An 18359-nucleotide genomic window follows, 5' to 3' on the forward strand; every position below is an offset into this window, starting at 1 on the left:
AGGCTATAGATGGGTCTTGTGATAACTCTCATAAAACGAAGACGACTTTAGAGGACGAAGGGCCCACTCGTACTTCGCACCGCTGCGCTTGCCTAAGACGTAGTCCACCTTGCGCTGGCTGTATTCGTGATGAGGAAACCGGCGTCGCTCAAACTGCTTGTTCCAAAGTGGCGCTGAGCCGAATCGCTTTCCAAACCGATGCAGCAAGACAGCTTCGCAGTCCAGGTAGGTGTTTGGCTGCTTTCTGACTCGTGGTGTGGCGACACAAACCTCGAAATCGAACTCTCCAACCAACTCGACGAGACGAGACGCCCAAGTTCGATGGCTGTTGATCCGGCTTCCAAAGCTACCCTCCCCGACGTAGACCGTCGGTGAATCGCCTGATGGATACGCAATCGTGAAATTCCCGGCAAGTCGAACTGCGTAGACGCTTCGGGTAATACGTGTCTCATCTGCGCCAGCATCGAGCAGCCGAGGGAGAAGCGTCCGACGCCAGGTCTCGTCCGGTCGCCAAGGTACACACGTCCATACGAGTTCAACCTGAACAGTCTTGGACATGTCTGCGCCTGCAATCTGTGTAAGGTTGAAGTTAGCGCGTCCGACGAGAACGCGCAGCGGCCTCTTGGGCCTGCGCGGGGCCCAGCGGCGCCACCGCCTTCAGCGCCACGCTGCCAACCGGCATGGCCTTCTCGATCGACAGGTCGGAAGAGTGCCGCTTGAGGTGCGCCTGCAGTTTGGAGAGGTCGCCGCACCAGGCCGTCTCGGCGGCGAGGTCCGATGTGGGTGAGCGTGCGGTCGAGAATGCCACCGCGCGCAGTTGCAGGCGCTCGGCATCTGGGGTGCTTGCGATTTCGAGGCCATGCAAGTCACCGTCTTGCTTTCTGAGCACGACTCGCCCGTTGTCCACCCAAGCGGTCGACATACGCTCGTCAACCTGGTAGCCGAGGGACGCCAGTCCGGACAGGATGGCCTCTCGGCGCGCGGCGGCGGCTACGCGCAGGCGCGCTCGGCCGACTGCGGCGAGGGTGGCCTCGACGATCTGAGGGAGATCCTGCACCGCTCGACGCGAGATCGCGCGCTGGAGCTCTTGCCGGGCAGCCACCAGTTCCTCGCTCGTGGGCACGGTCGCCAGTTCGCTCAGGACGCTTCGAGACCGGTCGAGGAGCGCCACCTCGCGCTTGAGGGCGTCGACGGCGGCTGCCACATCCAGGGTCAGGGCGTCGATCCGCATGCTGCGGGCCGCACTGTCGGGTTCGGCCTCCAGCAGCGCCAGGCGCGCCGAAAACGCCTCCGTGGCCGCCAGACCCTGGAGGACCTCAATCTGCGAGAGCCGTGCCTGCAGGTCCGCGAGGCGCCTGTCCCGGCCCGCCGTGTCGACCAGCCTGCGAACCGATTCGTCGGCGTCCTCCGCTGCCGGCATCAACGACGCCGCCAGCGCCCGCTGTGCATCGGACAGCTGTGTCTCCTGGGGGGCCGGCGACAACACCCGCATCGCCTTGCTCAGCGCCTCGCCCGCCCCGTCCGCGTTCGATCGGCTCAACACCGCGCGCAGCTGCTTCAGCAGATCGGCGTGCTGTCCCGGCGCCTCGCGCTCCAGCTCCCGGATGAGAAGGGCTGCAGCCTGACGCTGACGCATCGCGCGCTCGCGCGCGCTCGTCGCGGCCTGGGCCGCGCGCTCGATCATGTCGCGCCGGCTGGCCTCGACGAGGGCAAGCTCCTGAGGCAACTGGCGGTCGGCCTGGTCAAAGCTGCCCTGCCGCACCAGCGCGGCGAGCTCCTCTCGCCGCGCGCGGGACGAGGCCATACCCATCCCTTCCTCGTCGCCGAGGCGCGCGGCGTCGGTCCTCAGCGCCTCCAGCGCCGCGTCGAGCCGAGCCAGCCAGGTCGTGCAGCTGGCGATCCGCTCCTCGCGCGTGACCACCCGTACAACTTTGGGGCCGCTCATGCCGCCTCCTTCCGGTCCAGCACCGACGCGATCGCGTCGCTCAAGCGTCGGCGCTCCTCCTGCGGTGCGTGATACCAGGCGTGCGACGACACCCGGTGGATCTTTGGCACGGCGCGGCGTAGGACGCTCGGTCGCCAGACCTCGCGCGCCCTGGCGCTGGAAAGGAGGTCGTGACGCGGTGCGTCGCATTCAATCCCGATGGCAAAGACACCGGTCTGGGGATCCTCGATGGCGAAGTCGAGGCCGAAAGCGTCCCGGTCGGGCGCCTTCACGACGTCCCACCCCAGCGAGGCCACGTGGGCCGCCACCGATTGGCTGAACCCATCCTCGGCCGATCCCGACTCCTGCGCAGCGCGACCGTCGCGGCGAACCATCATGCGCTGGAGGAGGGTCCGCGTGTTGGCGAATTCGGCGTTCGACACGGTGCGGGCGTACTCGAGATAGCCCTGCAGGAAATCGCGGGGCGTCGACGGTGGCCGGTGGGTGCTGAGCAAGTCGGACACTGCTCCAATGGGCATCGACGTGATGACAACGATCTTGCGCCGTGCGCGGGTCACGGCCACGTTCAGGCGGCGCTCCCCGCCCTTCTGGCCCAGGACGCCGAAGTTTCGCCGGAACGTGCCCTGGCCGTTGCGGCCGAAGGTGGAAGAAAAGACGATGACGTCGCGTTCGTCGCCCTGAACGTTCTCGAGATTCTTGACGAAGACACCCATGTCCTCACCGTCCTCGACCCGTTCGCGTTCCTGGCGATAGGCGTCCCGGAAGGCCGGGTCGGCCGCGGCTTGCTGCTCCAGCAGCTCCTCGATGAGATCGGCCTGCTTGCGGTTGAAGGTCACGACGCCGACGGAGGGGCGCTGCAGGGCCGGCTGCTTCCAGTGATCGACCAGCCACTCGACCACGCGAGCGGCCTCGCCGCGATTGGTCTGGTCGTGATAGGTCGAATTGACCTCGATGACTTCGATCGGACGGGCCTGGCGAACCGTGGCTTCGGGATGCCGCACGGGAACGCTGAGCTCGTTGCCGTAGAAGCAGGCGTTGGAGTAGCCGATGAGCTCACGGTACATCGACCGGTAGTGGATCTGCAGCGTCGAGTTCGGCAGGTTGGTCCTCGCCAATTGCAGGAGGTCCGGACAGTCCTTGATTTCTCTGCGGTTCCAGGTCTCCTCGAAGGCATCGCGCTCTTCCTCCGATGCGCCTTCGTCGGGCGTTTCTCCGTCGTAGGCCTGTGCCTCGTCGTTTTCGACCTTGCTTGAGAAGAACGCCGTCGGCGGCATCTGCTTCTCGTCGCCGCTGACGATGCTGACGCGGCCGCGGAACAGCGTCGGCAGGGCGTGCTCGACCGGCATCTGGGATGCTTCGTCGTAGATCACGGCATCGAACAGCCCCCCCTTGAGCGGAAGGACCCGGCTGGCGACGTCAGGGTTCATCAGCCAGATGGGGCGCAGCTCCATCAGTCCGAGCGGTGCGCCGAGCTCGATGAATTCCCTCAACCGCCTGGCGCGCTGCCCGGTCAGGCGCGTGATGTCCTCCCATTCCGCCGAGCGCCGAATGGCGGCCAGGTTGAAATCGTCCTTGAGCAACTGCCGGTTCAGTGCGCGCATCTCCATGTCTAGCGCCGCTAGGCTGGCGACCTTGATCTCGATCTCGGCCCGTTCGAGGTGCAGATCCGGCGCCGCGTCTTCGTGTCGACGCTTCCAGCCCAGGCGCGCTTCGCGGCCCAGGATCCGGCGGACTTCGCCCTCCAGCGCGCCTGGATCGAGCCGCTCGAGCAGGGCTTCCTTGGTGCGCAGCACCGCGAAGGCCGCCATCGCCTCCTGGCTCAGGCGCTGGGCGCGTCCTCGAAAGTGCTGGTAGAACGCGAGCGTGGGCAGCGCACGGGTGATCGGCTCGAGGCGGACCTGGTTGGGCTCGTTGTGGGCGATGGCGTCTCCGCACTGGCCGATCCACGTCTCCGCCATCCAGCTGTCGAGGCTGCGCAGTGCCTTCGCACTCTTGGTGCGCACCTCGAAGCGCGCGAAGGCGGCGTCGAAGCCCGCGAACAGGCGCGCCATTGCCTCGCTAGTGCCTTCCATGGCAGCGGCGTCGAGCCGCTCGTGCCAGGGCGCGCTCGCCAGTCGCGCGGCGAGTTCCGCGACGGAGCTGAGCACGTCGAGCGTCGCCGATGCGTCGTCGACCAGGGTCGGTCCGGCATCCGCGGCGATCGGCGGAAGGTGAAGGCGCTGGTGAAGCTGGCTCAGCGCCAGGCGCAGCGGACGCCACCGGGCCTCGAGTTGGCCAGCGCCCACCAGGGCCTGGTCCCGGCCGTCGGTGGGGCGGTCTCCACATTGCGCGAGGTAACGGTGGACGCGCCGCTTGCGCAGGTGCCTGCCAATATCGAGGAATCGCCACCACGCGGCGGGAGCGATCGCCTCCGCCGCGTGGGCGACAAGCGTTGCAAGTGTCTCGGCCGGCACCTGGGCCAGAAGCGGGGAGAGGCGTTTGTCGTGCTGGATGAAAGGGCAGGCCACGAGGCTCGCCTTGATCTCCGTGAGCTCGGCGATCAGCCTGGCCCCGACGGGGTCGACTGCGGGGCGGAACAGGGGCAGCCATCGGGCCAGCAAGGTCCTGTGGAGATCCGGGAGATCGAGGAACTGCCGTCCATAGGCCGCCAGCCAGGTCTTGTGAGGTTGCGGGTCGTCCACCTCGAACGCGCTTGGATGGGCAAGGAGGACTTCCGTGCGCAGGCGTTCGGCGCGCGTGAAGCCGTAAAGAGCCTCCTTGAAGTCATCCTGCGTCGCCCGGTCGGCAGAGAACGGTCGCAGGTCCACGAGGGCACTTCCTTCATAGCGGGCCGGGAGCCAGTGCCGCGCCAGCGGAGCGACCTCCTCCTCGAGTGCTGCTAGGGCGCCCGTCCCCAGCTTCTGAAGCGGCGTTCGAAGGGCGGGTAGATCGATCGGAGGCGTCGGCGCCTCGAGCGACATCAGTTCTCCGAGCAGCGTGCGATAGCTCAAACCCGTCTGGGCATCGATGCGGTGAAGAGCGGCATGGTGGCGATCGAGCTCGCCTTCGAGCGCGTCGATGCGCGCGGCCGTGCTCTCTCGCTTGCGCCGGACCGTCACCAACGGATCTGTGCCGCGCCGATGCAAGGCCTCCAGCTGCTCGCGCACGGCGCGGATGATGGGTGCCCGGTCCTTGTTGACGTCGTTGACCATGACGATCCGGTCGCCGAGGCCCTCTGCGACCAGGCGCTTCTGCACGACTTCGAGGGCGGCGTGCTTCTGGCAGATGACCAGGAGGCTCTTGTGGCGCCCGATGGCATCGCCGACGATATTGACGATGGTCTGGCTCTTGCCGGTGCCGGGAGGGCCTTCGATGAGCAGCCCGGGCCCGTTCCTGGCCTGCAACACCGCCGTCTCCTGCGACGGGTCGCTCGAGACCGTGAAATACCGGTCGAGCTCCTGGTGATGGCTGCGGTGCGCCACCGGTGCCTGTTCGTGCAGTCTGCCGTTGGTTCCAAGCCGCAGCGCCGTCTCCAGACCCGTGTTGGCGGGCGAGTGACTCCTCAGATTGCGCAGGTCTTCCCCGATCGCCTGGCCGGTGAACGTGACGTGGAACAGCACCGCGGCGCACTCCAGGGCATCGCGGTGCTGCGTCAGCGTCGTGGACGGCCCGGGCAGGGCCCGAAGGGTCCTGGAGCGGGCCTCGCTCAGGACCCCGAACGCGTCGACCACATCGGCTGCCCGGACGGAAGACCGGCTCAGCAGGTCGTTCGCGACTTGCCGCCATCGCTGCACCTCTTGCGTGCCCAGCAGCGCGTCGAGCGCAGGGTTGACGCGCACCTCCTCGCGGTCCGCGTCGAACGCCAGCGAAGCGGTGCCTCCGGAGCCGACATCGTGCTGGAGCCGGACGGGCCACAGCAGCACCGGCGCAATCCGGGTCCTGTTGGTTGCTCTTGCATCGCGCATCAGCAGGAACGGAAACCCCAGGTACAGCCCATCGATGCCTGTGTCCCTGCGGTACAGCGTCGTGTGGCGCGCCAGGCTCTGCAGGCGGTATTCCGCCGTGCCTTCGCCGGCAAAGGCGGCCGGGTCGATGGTGACAGATTGCTGATTGCGCTGTAGCAGGTGGTCCAGCAGGGCGGATGCCGGGATGCGCTGCGTCCCCAGCTCGTGCAGATCGACACGGGCGGTGGACTGGCCGATCGTCATGCGCACCAGCGGGCCGCGCAGCACAGCGTTGACGACCCGCTTCTCGAAGAACTCGAGGATCTGCGAGATGTACTGCTGCTTCTGCGGCTCGACCCATTCCGATGACATCACCGCCATGAGCACAATGGCCCGCGCGAGCGGGATCCGGCGCTCGATGCGGAACTCTTCGGTCCACTCGTTGAGCTTGGGGTAGGGGCAGGTGGCGAAGCCGGCGGTTCGCTCGCCCAGGAGGTGGAGCAATTCCAGCCGAGGCAACTGGGCCAGCTTGCCGGCTTCCGCGGGCTGGAACGAGCGTAGTCCGGCCTGAGCGGCTAGGGTGCTTGCCTCCTTGACGATTTCGTCCAGGGAGATCAGCGAGCCGAGGTCAGCCGACAACAAGACGATGAGGTCTTCCTCGCTGATCACCGACTTCTCGGCGATGGTCTGCAAACCGCCGTGGGCCGTGTCGGGGAAGTGTCGACGCCGCTCTTCCCAGGCCGCGACCAGGCGGGCTTTGGAGGTCGTGAGCACGTAGATCCGCAGCGAGTCCTCGTTGACCTCGATCGACAGGTTCCTGGCCCGGCGACGCACCGCCTCGTTGCGCCTCTTCAGCTGCAGGATCCAGGCTTCCGTGTCCAGGCGCTCGAGGAACTCGGGCACGCTGCCACTGATGAGCTCGTAGCCTTCGAGTGCATGCTCGAGCAGCCAGCGAGGGGTGACGATGTCTCCGCGATGGATTAGCGGCATCGCCGGATTGAGCACCTTCAGGGCCAGCATCAGCTTGAAGTCGTCGTCGATCGCCTGGTCTTGAGCAACCTGGCGCAGGCCGGACAGCTGCCTGGCCGAGGCGCCCGCCTCCTGCGCGCAGGTGACGACCGCACCGCGCAGGAGGTGGTCACGGGCCTGCTCCCAATGGACGGGTTCGGCGGCGGCGAGCGCGAACTGCGTGGGCACGCGATACCGGCGCCCGCTCAGCTCGAGCGAGACAGCGGCGTCCTGCCCCGCATCGGTCGCCGTCGGCCGTGCCGGTGCCGCCACGTTCTCACCGTTCAGCCACGCCTGGACCTGCTCCCATTGCCAGCGCTGCGTCCGGTCGCGCGCCAGCAGGCCGCGAAACAACAGGTCCAGCGATGGGTGGAGGTCTTCGGGCAGCGGGACACCGTTGGCCAGGACGTGGATGAGGTAGGCGTGCTCGCTGATGCCGTCGAAGCAGCGTCCTTGCGTCACCTGCTCCAGCAGCACCATGCCCAGGCTCCACCAGTCGGACGCGGCAGCGACGCCCCCAGCGACAGCTTCTGGCGCCATGTAGCGGGTGATCTCGAGGGGCGACACGATGTCGAGATCGAACTCCGAGAGGCGCGCCGACCCGAACCCGCCGATCACCAGGTCGAGCGGCTCGCGCTGGCGCACCAGGAGGGTGGCAGGGCGGATGTCGCGGTGTCGCAGCCCCACTTCCGAAAAGGCATGCAGCGCCTTGCTGAGTTCGCAGACGATGCGTCGGATGCTTTCGACATCCGAGGCGACAATTCCCAGGTCGGCGAGCGAACCGCCGGTCAGCTCTTCGGCCACCTCGTAGGCACGCTCGTCCCAACGACCCGTATCCAAAAGGCGCGGGACGTGCTCGTGCGGAAGACGGCGCAGAACGTCGTAGACGGCCGCGTCCGGCTCGGCGCCGTGGTGATACAGCGTCAGGACGCCTTGCGCCCCATTGCCTTCGTGCCGAGCGAGGTAGCGGTCCCGCACCCGTGCCGTCGAGCTGATCTGGCGCAGCAGGCGCCAGCCGTCGATCGAGGTCTCCGTGACCTCTGCGCTCTGGATGGTCGTCGGCTGCTCGGTGGAGACGGCTGCGGCAGGTTCGGCGCGATCGGCCCCGCAGGTCAGGCAGATGAAGTCGTCAGCGGCCAGCGCGTGGCCGTTCGTGCACAGCGCCTGGCCCCGCTCCGTGCGGACGGCCTCTTCGGTGATCAGATTCGTGGGGGACCAGCCGGCCTGACGCAAGGGCTCGTCGGACAGCGACCAACCGCAACGCCCCACGGAGAGCTCACCCTCACAAAAGAGCTCGGTGAGCGAGCGCTCGGTCTTGCACTGGGGGCAGAAGCGGAACATTCAACTCGCCTTGCTCGGTGTTGCCGGGATCACGGCCTCGTGCCCCTGCTGGCTCAGGATGTCGCGCAGCCTCGGCATGTCCCCGGGACGTGGGATGCCCGCGAGCCACACGGTGCCGTCCGCATCGAACATGACGTCGAGGCGACGCGCCAACTCGTCTGCCGCTGCCGTGTAGGACGCGAAGCGCTGCCGACCGAGATCCGTCAGCAAATGCATCCGCTGGTTGTCGCTGCCGCGCAGCGGCAAGGTCTGCGGTGCGTCGACGACGTATGGGTCGGTGATGAGCGCGTCGATGCGCCCCGACTGCAGCGCGGGCAGCCCGGCGAGCCGTTCGAAGGCGTAGCCGCTGTAGACGAGCACATCCTGGGACGGCCGCAATGGGAGGGTGCGCAGCAGCAGGCCGAGCGCCTCGGGCTGGTCGAACGGCTCTCCTCCCGAGATGGTGAGGCCGTCCGCCTCGTGTAGCCATGGATCGATTGCGTCGGCGAGCCGATCGACACTCGTCCGGCCCTTGCCCGGGGCCCACGTGTCCATCGACACGCAGCCCGTGCAGCGGATGCTGCAGCCCTGGAACCAGATGCCGATGCGTCGTCCGGGACCGAGCGTGGTCACCGGAAAGTGCAGCCGCGAAATGGCGACGTTCACGTGGGCCTCACGCGCGGATGAGTTCGAGTGCGCCGCCGTCGCCGGGATGCACCACCTCAAATGCCTCACCGGGTTGCGCGTTCTTGTCGAACAGCTGCCGGGCCAGCGGGTTCACCAGGACCGCCTCCAGCTGGTTCCTGATGCCCCGGCCTCCGTTGGACAGGTCCGTCAGGCAGCGCGCCTCCAGGTGCGCCCGCGCCGTCCCGTGCAGCTTGATGGCAAAGCCCTTGCCGGCGAGGTCCGCGAGGATGGACGCCAGCATCTGCTCGAAGATCTGCCGGGCCACGGCCGGGCGGATGAAGTCGAAGACGATGATGTTCTCGCCGATGCGGTTCAGGATCTCCGGACGGTTGAGGACCAGCTTGAAATGGTCGCGTATCTCCCCGAGGACCTTGTCGTGCAGCTGCTCGTAGGGATCCTCAGGGCCGACGTGCGCGGTGCGCCGGCCGGCGTCATCGGTGCGGTAGATGCCGAGGTTGGACGTGAAGACGATGAGCGCCTCGGAGAAGTACACGCGGTCGCCGCGCCCCGAGGTCAAGACGCCGTCATCCAGGATCTGCAGGAACTTGTCGAGGATGCGTGGATGGGCCTTCTCGATCTCGTCGAACAGCACCACGCTGAAAGGCTTCTCGCGCACCGCGTTGGTGAGCTCCCCGCCCATGTCGTAGCCCACGTAACCGGGCGGCGCCCCGATCAGGCGCTGGTCGGAGTGTTCGGCGCTGAACTCCGACATGTCGAAGCGGATGTAGGCGCCTTCATCGCCGAACAGGAGGCTGGTGATGGTCTTCGCCAACTCGGTTTTCCCGACCCCCGTCGGTCCTGCCAGGAACGCCATGCCGCGCGGGCGGTTGCCGCGCCTGCCGTCGACGCCCGTGACGGCTCGCTTGATAAGGTCGAGCATGTGGGTGACCGCCCGGTCCTGGCCCTTGACGCGGCGCCTGACGATCTCCGTGGAGCTGCGCAGCTTGCTTCGATCGAGCCGTTGCCAGGGATCCTCGGTGACGCCCACCTTGTAGCGCCGAATGGCGTCGCCGATGTCGGCCACCTTGACGTCCTCGACCTTGGCGAGGACGGAGATCGCGTTCAGGTCGAGGAGCAGCAAGCCTTCGGTGCCGTCGACGAAGGCATCGACCGCGGCCGTCTTCTGGTCGTCGGAGGCGTCAGCGAAGCCGCGCAGGGGCTTGAGGAAAGCCGAGGCCAGCGCGCGGCGCGCGACATGGTCGGGCTTGGCGACGGGAATCACACGCATGCGGGGGTTGTCGACGACGAGCCAGGCGGGCAGGTCGCCTTCGCGCTCGACGACCCACAGGATCGTGTTGAAGAAGCTTCCCGCCCGCCCCTGGAACGGCCGAGCCCGGGCCTCGTGCGAGAGGATCAGCGCCTGCGTGAAGAGCTGATGCTCCGCTGGCAACAGTGCGTCGGCGCGCATCGTCAATCGAGACGCGAAATCGACGATCAAGGCGACCGGAGCGCGCTCGTGACGGATCACCTGACCGAGCATGGCCGCCAGGGCTTCCGGACCCGGCGCAGCCCCGTCGAGGCCGGGTGGTTCAAGCAGGGCGTCGGCGGCGACGTTGTCCGCCCGCGGCACCGTCGCCGACAGCGCCCGACATCCGCGCAGCTGATCGAACAGGAGCACCTGGCGATAGCCGTGCGCGAACAGCACATCGGCCAGCGTCTGATCGAAGCGAAGCGGCGTGATCGTGCCGGGGGCAATCTCGGCGGCCTGCAGGTCGCGGACGTTGCCCGTCAGCAGGAACTGGGTCTTCAGGGGCAGAAAGCGCCTCAGGTCCTGGATCCAGCGCGGATCGCCGTTCTCTGACGCCATGCTCCCCAGCCTCCCGCTGCAGTGTAATGGCTTGTAACCGTATCACATTCGGCGGTCAGGGGACACCCGAGGTTGCCAGCGCGGGACGGCGAGGCGGTGGGGCCGGCTTGCCGTCGAAGCGGCCAGCGGCTAGACGAGACCGGCACGGCGCTGCGGGACAGGCTTCAGTAACCGAGGACATTCCCTGACCAGGGGCGCGTCGTGTCGGGTTTGAGGGTTGCTTTACGTTCTGATCATTGACCTGAGATGGAGGGGCCTGAAGGGCGTTCGAGTGTCACGCCCGCTATCGCGGGACCTCGCGATCTGCCACAGGGCTGAATCGGCCTCAATCCGTTCATGAGATGCGCGGTCAAGGCAGTGAAATGGCTGAGGCACGGACGATGGACGAAGCACCGCAGGAAAGCCAGGACGCGCACGCAGCGTCGCACGGCATCGAGCTCGCCGGGCGTCCGCACCATACGCCGACCCAGCTCGCGTCCCACCTCGCTTGCCCGCATCTGACGCAGCTCGAGCGGCAACGCCGTGAAGGGCTGATCGAGATCGAATTCACCCCCGATCCCCGGCTCGAGGCCCTGCGTCAGCGCGGCCTGCAGCACGAGGCCGCCTATGTCGAGTCGCTGCGACGCGCCGGGCTCACGATCTGCGACCTTCGGCAGGAGAAGGACCCGACGGCGACCCAGGAGGCGATGCGGGCCGGCTTCGACGCCATCGTGCAGGCCACCATGCGCAATAGCGCCTTCAGCGGTATCGCCGATGTGCTGCTGAAAGTGAAGGCATCGAGCTCGTCCCTGCCGGGCTGCGCGTACGAGCCCGCCGATACCAAGCTGTCGCTGGAGACCAAGCCTGGCACGATCCTGCAGCTGTGCACCTATGCCGAACTGCTCCAACCGATGCAGGGCATGGTCCCCGAGCGCATCCATGTGATCACGCCGCTCGGGCAGGAGACGTACCGGACCGCACAGTTCGCGGCGTACTACCGGCTCGTGCGAACAAGGTTTCTGGCCGCCGTGGCGGCCACGCCTGCGCCGCGCACCTATCCCGATCCCGTCGCGCACTGCGACATCTGCATCTACTGGCGCCACTGCGATCGACAGCGACGCATGGACGATCATCCTTCGCTGATCGCGGGCATCCGTGGCGGCCAGATCCGCGAGTTCCAGCAGCAGGGCCTGCCCACCGTCGGCATCGTCGCGGAGCGCCTGGGCATCTTGCCCGCTAAGCCGACGCGGGGAACCGCCGACGCTTTCGAGCGCCTGGGCCAGCAGGCGCGATTGCAGGTGGCCAGCCGGGGTGCCGACTTGCCTTCAGTCGAGCTGCTCGCGCTCGAGCCGGGCCGCGGCTTGGCGCGCCTGCCAGAACCCTCGGCGGGCGACATCTTTCTGGACTTCGAAGGCGACCCGTATGTGGCCCCGCATGGCCTGGAGTACCTCACCGGCCTTTGCATCCGAGGCGAAGATGGGGATGTCACGTTCGATCAGTGGTGGGCGCTGAACGTCGCTGAAGAGAAGAGCGCGCTGGAGGCGTTCGTCGACCTCGCGCTGGCGCGCGTGCAGAAGCATCCGGACGCGCACGTGTACCACTTCGGCGCGTACGAGCCATCGGCGCTCAAACGCCTGGCTGCCCGGCATGCGACACGCACCGCGGAGCTAGACCAATTGCTCCGCGGCCGGCGCTTCGTGGATCTGCACGTGGTGGTGCGCGAGGCCTATCGGATCGGTGTGGAGCGCTATGGCCTGAAGGAACTGGAGTCCCTGCACGGCTTTCAGCGGCGCCTGGAGCTGCGAGACGCTGCCCGCGCGCGGCGCGATCTCGAGATGGCGCTGGAACTGGGCAACGTCGAGGCTAGCGATCCGACGATGAGGGAGGAGGTTGCCACCTACAACGGCGATGACTGCCTGTCCACCGAGTCGTTGCGCGGCTGGCTGGAGCTCCGGCGCGCCGAGCTCTTGGCACGCGGCGAACGCATCCCCCGGCCCGTCCCCGGCGAGTTGGCGCCGAGCGAGGAGGTCGGTGCACGGGATCAGCGCATCCAGGACCTGCGCGAAGCCTTGCTTCAAGGCATGCCCGACGTTCCGGGCGCGCAAACGGCAGATGAGGAGGCGCGCGCGCTGCTGGCCGCGATGCTGGGCTACTACCGGCAGGAGGAGAAGAACGCCTGGTGGGAGTTCTTCCGCCTGCGCGATCTTCCGAATGAAGACCACATGGACGAGCGCGAAATGCTCGGCGGGCTGCAGTTCGAGGAGCAGCTCCCGAAGCAGGGCCGCGAACGCAATGCGCGCTGCCGCTTCCGCTTCCCGGCGCAGGAAACGGCGATCGATGTCGGTAACAGCGTCGTGTGGCCTGTCTCGGGCGGCCCCGGCCAGGAGCCCCAGACGTGCAAGGCCGAAGTCAAGGAGTTCGACCTCAACGACCGGACCATCGTTCTCGGGCTCGGCGAGAAGGCCATGCAGGCGCTACCCGGCGCGGTCTTCCGAGATCCGGTGGTCAGCGCCAAGCCCCTCGAGGAGGCGTTGCTCGCCTTCGCCGAGCATGTGCGCAACAACGGCTTCGAGCATGCCAGTCCTTACGCGGCCGCGAGTGAGCTCCTTCGCGCTCGCCCGCCGCGCCGCGCTGCGGGCGTCGATGAGTGGTTGCTGCATCAGGACGAAGCGGCCGGCTCGAGCCTCGTGCGGCTGTGCCTCGAACTGGACGGTGGCGTGTTGCCGGTGCAGGGGCCGCCCGGTGCGGGCAAGACGACGCTCGCCGCGAGTGCCATCCTGGCGCTCGCGGCAGCCGGCAAGCGAATCGGCATCACGGCGGTCAGCCACAAGGTCATCGACAACCTGCTGGGTGCCGTGCGAAACGCTGACAACGCTGCAAGCCAACCGCAGCACCTGCATTTGGTGCACAAGGACGACGAGCACGAAACGGGAGACGGAATCGAGTTCGCGAAGTCGACGGGTGAGGCGCTCGGCCGCATCGCGCCCGGCACCGTGGTCGGCGGCACCGCGTGGCTGTGGGCGCATGCTGACGCGATCGCCTGCCTCGACGTCCTCATCGTCGACGAGGCAGGACAGATGGCGCTGGCACAGGTCCTTGCGGCGGCGCGTGCCGCCAGGAACCTGGTCCTGCTGGGTGATCCGCAGCAGCTCGAACAACCCGCCCGGGGTGCGCACGAAGACGGCGCCGACGTTGCGGCGCTCGTCCACCTGGTCGGAGCGGGACAGAGCACCCTGCGTCCCGACCAGGGGTTGTTTCTCGACTGGACGTACAGGCTACACCCGGCGGTTTGCAGGTTCACATCCGAGGCCTACTACGAAGGGCGTCTGCAAGCGAACCGCGGCCTTGAGCACCAGCGGATCGAAGGTGCTGCGCCGTTTGCCGGCGCTGGCTTGTTTCTCGTGGAGGTGGCACACCAGGGCAATCAATCTCAGGCGCTCGAGGAGGTCCAGGCCGTCGTCGCCGTGGCTTGTCTGCTGCTGCAGAGCGGTTCTACCTGGATCAACGCATGCGGCCAAAGCCGACCGTTGGAGCCAGCCGACATTCTGGTGGTCGCGCCCTACAACGCGCAGGTCGGCGCGCTGAAGCGAGCGTTGGCCGGCGCTTCGGTGACTCGCGTCGGAACGGTCGACAAGTTCCAAGGCCAGGAGGCACCGGTCGTGATTTACTCGTGCACGAGCTCGTCGCCCGAAGACGCGCCGCGCGGGATGGCGTTTCTGTACGACCCGCATCGATTCAACGTGGCCACCAGTCGGGCACGGTGCATGGTGATCGTTGTGGCGAGCCCTCGGCTCTTCGACCCCAACTGCCGAACTCCGGAACAGATGGGCTGGGCAAACGGACTCTGCCAGTTTGCGGAGGCGGCTACTAGGGTGGAAATTCCTGCCAGGACGGAAAGAGCCTGAACTTCTGATGTCGTCAATGGGTTGCAAGCTGACCTTGGGACGAATCCAGCGAAGGACTGCAACCGCTGCGGACCTGACGCTGACCTTGTCTGGCCGAGTGTGGGGTCGGGTACGGTCGACCATCCCGGCGAACAGACGGCCGCAGACCGGTCATTGACCTCCGGCCCTGCGCCGCCGAACTTTGAGCGTCATCAGTCCGAGGCGAACTCGTCGCCCAAGATAGCGGCGATGTCTTGGCGCTCGCCCAGCAGCCGGACCACATCCAGGTGGTCTCTGCGTTCGAAGGTTCGAAGTAGCGAAGTAGCACCACAGCGGCGGAAACTTTGCCGCCCGCCAGGTCCGAAGCCCCGGAATGCCAGTAGCTGTCCGAGCGTCGGCGAGCCCATGCCCGGTTCGAGTTCGATCTGGTCAAGCGTTTCGTTGGTGGCCTTGGCCACCTTCACCGCCACGCGCGCGTCGCACTCCTTGCGGTAGTACCGGACCTCGCCCTGCTGATCGCGCAGCGCCCACGGGCGCAGAACCGCCGGCTTCAATCGATCTCGCCGCGAGCGATCGCCAACAGTTGCTTCTCGTCCGCCTTGGTGCGACGCCGGCCGGGCCGGATGCAAGCCCTTCTTCAATGAGATCGCGAAGCCGCTTCTTGGCCTGCTCTTCCTGGTCGCGCCGGACCAGGTCGCGGATGTACTCGCTGGTGTTACCGTAGTTGCCCGCAGCAACCCGGATGTCGATGTACTCGCGCATCGACTCGGGCAAGGCAAAGCTCATGGTTTGGCGACTCATGGCTGGATCTTGCGCAGATTGACAACGGTTGTCACCTGCCGCTGTACCCAGCGGTCGCGTACGGCTGCGCGGATCAACACGGGCGTTCCACAGTGGCGGCCACGCGTCCAGCGACATCATGTCGGCCGACGCGTTGTCGCCGTCGCCCCAGAGAGCCGCGATCGGGATCCTGCTCCGGAACTCGGCCCACGTCCGGCAGTGGGACGTCTCCCTTGAGTTCGGTCACTTCCTGGCACTGCAGCTCTGTCCACGTCTTCCCTGCTCGAAACCCTCTAAATATCGCCCTCAGCTAATGCCCGTTAACTGAGGGCACCCCGGCAGCAAAAAAAAGGCCCCGAAGGGGCCTTGATCCAGTGGATACGCCTTTCAGGCGATGATCTTGAGCTTGCGGCCCCGATCGGCTGTGGCGTCGTTGAACACCAGTTCGCCCGTTGCCTGGCGCTGACCGGCCGACACGCCGACCTGGATGCCCTTGACCGCCGCTTGTGCGATGCGGCACCGAAAGATCTTCAAGTGCGGCCGCTTGGCCGCCTTCGCAGGCGCCTTCTTCGGCTTGCTGGCCTTCAGCGCCTTGGCTGCAATCGCGTTGGCGCCGATTGTCACATCACCGGTAAATACACCCAGACAATCCAGCGCGGCCTCGTCGACGCCGAATGTCTTGAGCGCATTGCGCGCACGGCTGAGTGCCTCGTCGCTGACGAGAACGCTCTTTCCGGGGCGGACGATGATGCGCTTCATGTCTTGACTTTCTCAGGTCGGACCGGGACGGGCACACTCCGATAAGGAAGTTGAGCTCGGCGCTCGATTTAGCAGCGCGACATGGTCGTCGCGCAGGACCTTGACCCGCCGCTTTGGCAACCCTACCGGCGATTCAACATGTTGGCCTACCCTGTCTTCATGGGGGAATGGGCACAGCCGAGCCGGGCCGGGCTCACGGGCCCGCAAGTCACCCTTTCAGCGCAAGGCCACCGCCTGGGCTCCGCTCGGGCCAATGAAGCCCACTTCGCGCAAGGCATCCACGACGGACGAGCCGATGAGCGGCAGCCCGTTGGCGTTGCCGGGCCCGAAACCGTGCATCTTGAGGTCGGGCCAGCGCGACTTGACGACCTGGTCCAACGTGGACACGCCGTCGATCAGCCCGAGCTTGTGGGCCTCCAGGCCACCCCAGATCTCGCCGGAACCGAAGTCCACGCCGGTGGCCAGCTTGCCCTTGCGCTCGGCTTCCAGCTCATCGACGAACTGCCGGCCCATCTTCGTCACCAGATCCTTGGCTTTGTGATCCGCCTCCGGTGACATGGGCAAGTAGGGGTTCAGCATCGCTTTCAAGTTGCCCGACGCATAGACGCGCTGCCCCACGTCCACGCGCTCGAGCGCCTTGTGAAAATCCCAGCCCGACAGCACCGCACCGATAGAGCCCACCAGGCTGTACTTGCCAGCGTAAATCTCGTCGCAGTGCAGCGCGACCATGTAGGCAGCCGAGGCGCCTACGTTGTTGATGACCGCGATCACCGGCTTGGGGTGGCTCGCCCGCCAGCTGTCGATCGCTGTGTAAATGCGCTCGGCCTCCAGGGGCGCGCCGCCCGGGCTGTCGATCGACAGCACAACGGCCTTGACACGCTCGTTTTCGAATGCGCGGCGCAGCGCCGGGATGACACGCTCGGCCGAGGCCTGCTTGCCATCGGCCATCTCTCCGGCCAGTTCGACGACCCCCACCGCCTCGCTCGAAGGGCCCGGCCGGGCATCGAAGGGCGACGGCAGCCACCGGAGGATGAGCACCGGCCCCAGGATCATGACCGCGTAGATCAGCGGCTTGGCCAACCGCGCCCGCCGCTCCGCCCGCCGGTCCGCTAGCATGTCACGCGCCAGTGCCCGGGTGAGGTTCTGGGAGTCGAGCTGGGCGGGCTCCAACTCGTCGATCGCGAACGCGGGCCGGCGCCAGCGCGCGAAAAGTCTCTGCAGCATCGGGGCGTCTCCTTTGGGGTCTAGCGTTGCAGCCCGGGGGCAACCAATGGAAGGCCGCAGCGCTCGGCGTAGTGCGGCGCCTTGGGAACCTTGCAGTCGTCGTTCTTTGGCTTGGCCGGGCGCGGCGGCGCCACATAGGCCGGCTCATTCGAGCCCGGAGCGCGTTTCATCGCACCGGTATCTCCCGGCCGGGGGTCGACCCAGTCGTCAGGGTACTTGTAGAGCAGCTTGCCCTCGGCCATGCGCTTCTTGAGCGGCTCGATCTTGCTGATCGGACAGCTGAACTTGTGCCGCTCTTGACCCCGGCTGTTCAGCGGATGTTCCTCGACGATGTCGGCTCGCCGGCATAACAACGCTGCAACAGAGAAGTAGTCGTGGATCCAACCCACCATCGGTCCGTTGGTATCACTGCGGATGATCATGAAGTGGTCGCCGTCCTTGCAGTACTGGACGGCCTTGCGCAGCACGAAATCGATCCACTCACCCTCGCCATTGGCTTCGGGCGCGTCCCAAGCCTTCGGGCCGGTGACCCTGTAGCCGAACTCGCAACTGTCATCCGCAGTGACCGGCTTGAACGGATCGACTTGTCCGAACGCCGCTGGCGCCGTACCCAGCATCGCGGCCATGGCCAGCGCGGCCAAGCAATCCGCGTGCGAACGGCCCCGGGGCATGCCGTCCAGTGGGCTGATAACGCGGGTGTAGAGTTCGCGCATGAAGGATCCTCCTGGGAGAAGAAGATGTACAGCCTGACGAACTTCTTAGCGGTGCTCTGGTACACGATGCTGGGCTGGTTCGGCATTGGACGCGATACCGCCCACACGGTGACGTTGTACAACGGAGCCGATGAGGCGGCCTGCTCTTACGAGGCAACTGATATCCATGTGGCTAGCCAAAGCTTGAACTTGCCCGGCTCCACCGGAGATGGCTGGGCTGGCTGGTGTGCTGGTGATCCTTCGCGGAACGCAGGACCCTACGCCACGGCCGCTGATGCGGTGGCGAATGGCGGGGCTGGCGTAAAGATCGGAAATCTCTACCTTTAGCTC

At 66.7% G+C, this 18359-nt stretch carries 10 protein-coding genes and 2 pseudogenes; 2 read left to right on the forward strand and 10 right to left on the reverse strand.

The window, feature by feature from the left end:
• Window positions 1–589: 589 nt before the first annotated feature.
• From ACS5PM_RS19870 to ACS5PM_RS19885, 4 genes are read right to left on the reverse strand one after another with little or no spacing between them, the layout of a single operon-like run.
• Window positions 590–1945 carry a coiled-coil domain-containing protein gene (locus ACS5PM_RS19870; protein WP_439389419.1) on the reverse strand — a complete coding sequence of 452 codons (1356 nt, stop codon included), beginning with the start codon at window positions 1943–1945 and terminating at the stop codon, window positions 590–592.
• The gene (locus tag ACS5PM_RS19875) at window positions 1942–8217 is read right to left on the reverse strand and encodes an AAA domain-containing protein (protein ID WP_439389420.1); all 6276 of its coding nucleotides are present in this window, start codon (window positions 8215–8217) and stop codon (window positions 1942–1944) included. The genes ACS5PM_RS19870 and ACS5PM_RS19875 overlap by 4 nt, the downstream gene beginning before the upstream one ends.
• A complete protein-coding gene (locus ACS5PM_RS19880; RefSeq protein WP_439389422.1) occupies window positions 8218–8862 on the reverse strand; it encodes a 4Fe-4S cluster-binding domain-containing protein in 645 nt (214 codons plus the stop codon).
• 7 nt (window positions 8863–8869) lie between these two features.
• Window positions 8870–10690, reverse strand: coding sequence for an AAA family ATPase (locus tag ACS5PM_RS19885; RefSeq protein WP_439389423.1), 1821 nt, complete (start codon window positions 10688–10690; stop codon window positions 8870–8872).
• Window positions 10691–11070: 380 nt separating this feature from the next.
• Here ACS5PM_RS19885 and ACS5PM_RS19890 point away from each other — a divergent pair, with 380 nt between their 5' ends.
• Window positions 11071–14574: a TM0106 family RecB-like putative nuclease gene (locus ACS5PM_RS19890; RefSeq protein ID WP_439389424.1), complete on the forward strand. Its 3504-nt coding sequence runs from the start codon at window positions 11071–11073 to the stop codon at window positions 14572–14574.
• A gap of 191 nt (window positions 14575–14765) precedes the next feature.
• Here the strand turns inward: ACS5PM_RS19890 and ACS5PM_RS19895 are convergent, their stop codons facing one another.
• The 6 genes and pseudogenes from ACS5PM_RS19895 to ACS5PM_RS19920 form a co-directional block, all read right to left on the reverse strand.
• On the reverse strand, window positions 14766–15107 hold the full coding sequence (locus ACS5PM_RS19895; RefSeq protein WP_439389754.1) for a type II toxin-antitoxin system RelE/ParE family toxin: 342 nt from the start codon (window positions 15105–15107) through the stop codon (window positions 14766–14768).
• A 115-nt stretch (window positions 15108–15222) separates the two neighbouring features.
• Window positions 15223–15354: pseudogene (locus ACS5PM_RS19900) on the reverse strand (ribbon-helix-helix domain-containing protein); the annotation flags it as partial.
• Window positions 15355–15399: 45 nt separating this feature from the next.
• Window positions 15400–15540 (reverse strand): annotated as a pseudogene (locus ACS5PM_RS19905) (Tn3 family transposase); the annotation flags it as partial.
• Between the two features lie 180 nt (window positions 15541–15720).
• On the reverse strand, window positions 15721–16092 hold the full coding sequence (locus ACS5PM_RS19910; RefSeq protein WP_439389425.1) for a hypothetical protein: 372 nt from the start codon (window positions 16090–16092) through the stop codon (window positions 15721–15723).
• A gap of 216 nt (window positions 16093–16308) precedes the next feature.
• The gene (locus tag ACS5PM_RS19915) at window positions 16309–17316 is read right to left on the reverse strand and encodes a S49 family peptidase (protein ID WP_439389426.1); all 1008 of its coding nucleotides are present in this window, start codon (window positions 17314–17316) and stop codon (window positions 16309–16311) included.
• A 20-nt stretch (window positions 17317–17336) separates the two neighbouring features.
• Window positions 17337–18029: a hypothetical protein gene (locus ACS5PM_RS19920; protein WP_439389427.1), complete on the reverse strand. Its 693-nt coding sequence runs from the start codon at window positions 18027–18029 to the stop codon at window positions 17337–17339.
• Between the two features lie 24 nt (window positions 18030–18053).
• Between ACS5PM_RS19920 and ACS5PM_RS19925 the strand changes: the two genes are divergently transcribed.
• Window positions 18054–18356 carry a hypothetical protein gene (locus tag ACS5PM_RS19925; RefSeq protein WP_439389428.1) on the forward strand — a complete coding sequence of 101 codons (303 nt, stop codon included), beginning with the start codon at window positions 18054–18056 and terminating at the stop codon, window positions 18354–18356.
• The last annotated feature ends 3 nt before the right edge of the window (window positions 18357–18359 follow it).

The sequence above is a fragment of the Ideonella flava genome (assembly GCF_051857595.1).
In the GTDB taxonomy this organism is placed as follows: domain Bacteria; phylum Pseudomonadota; class Gammaproteobacteria; order Burkholderiales; family Burkholderiaceae_C; genus Ideonella.

What these genes read in the sequence shown, in the direction of transcription:
- ACS5PM_RS19875 (WP_439389420.1), bottom strand. Translation starts at nt 8,217, where the DNA reads ATGTTCCGCTTCTGCCCCCAGTGCAAGACCGAGCGCTCGCTCACCGAG.
- ACS5PM_RS19885 (WP_439389423.1), bottom strand. Translation starts at nt 10,690, where the DNA reads ATGGCGTCAGAGAACGGCGATCCGCGCTGGATCCAGGACCTGAGGCGC.
- ACS5PM_RS19890 (WP_439389424.1), top strand. Translation starts at nt 11,071, where the DNA reads ATGGACGAAGCACCGCAGGAAAGCCAGGACGCGCACGCAGCGTCGCAC.
- ACS5PM_RS19910 (WP_439389425.1), bottom strand. Translation starts at nt 16,092, where the DNA reads ATGAAGCGCATCATCGTCCGCCCCGGAAAGAGCGTTCTCGTCAGCGAC.
- ACS5PM_RS19915 (WP_439389426.1), bottom strand. Translation starts at nt 17,316, where the DNA reads ATGCTGCAGAGACTTTTCGCGCGCTGGCGCCGGCCCGCGTTCGCGATC.
- ACS5PM_RS19920 (WP_439389427.1), bottom strand. Translation starts at nt 18,029, where the DNA reads ATGCGCGAACTCTACACCCGCGTTATCAGCCCACTGGACGGCATGCCC.
- ACS5PM_RS19870 (WP_439389419.1), bottom strand. Translation starts at nt 1,945, where the DNA reads ATGAGCGGCCCCAAAGTTGTACGGGTGGTCACGCGCGAGGAGCGGATC.
- ACS5PM_RS19925 (WP_439389428.1), top strand. Translation starts at nt 18,054, where the DNA reads ATGTACAGCCTGACGAACTTCTTAGCGGTGCTCTGGTACACGATGCTG.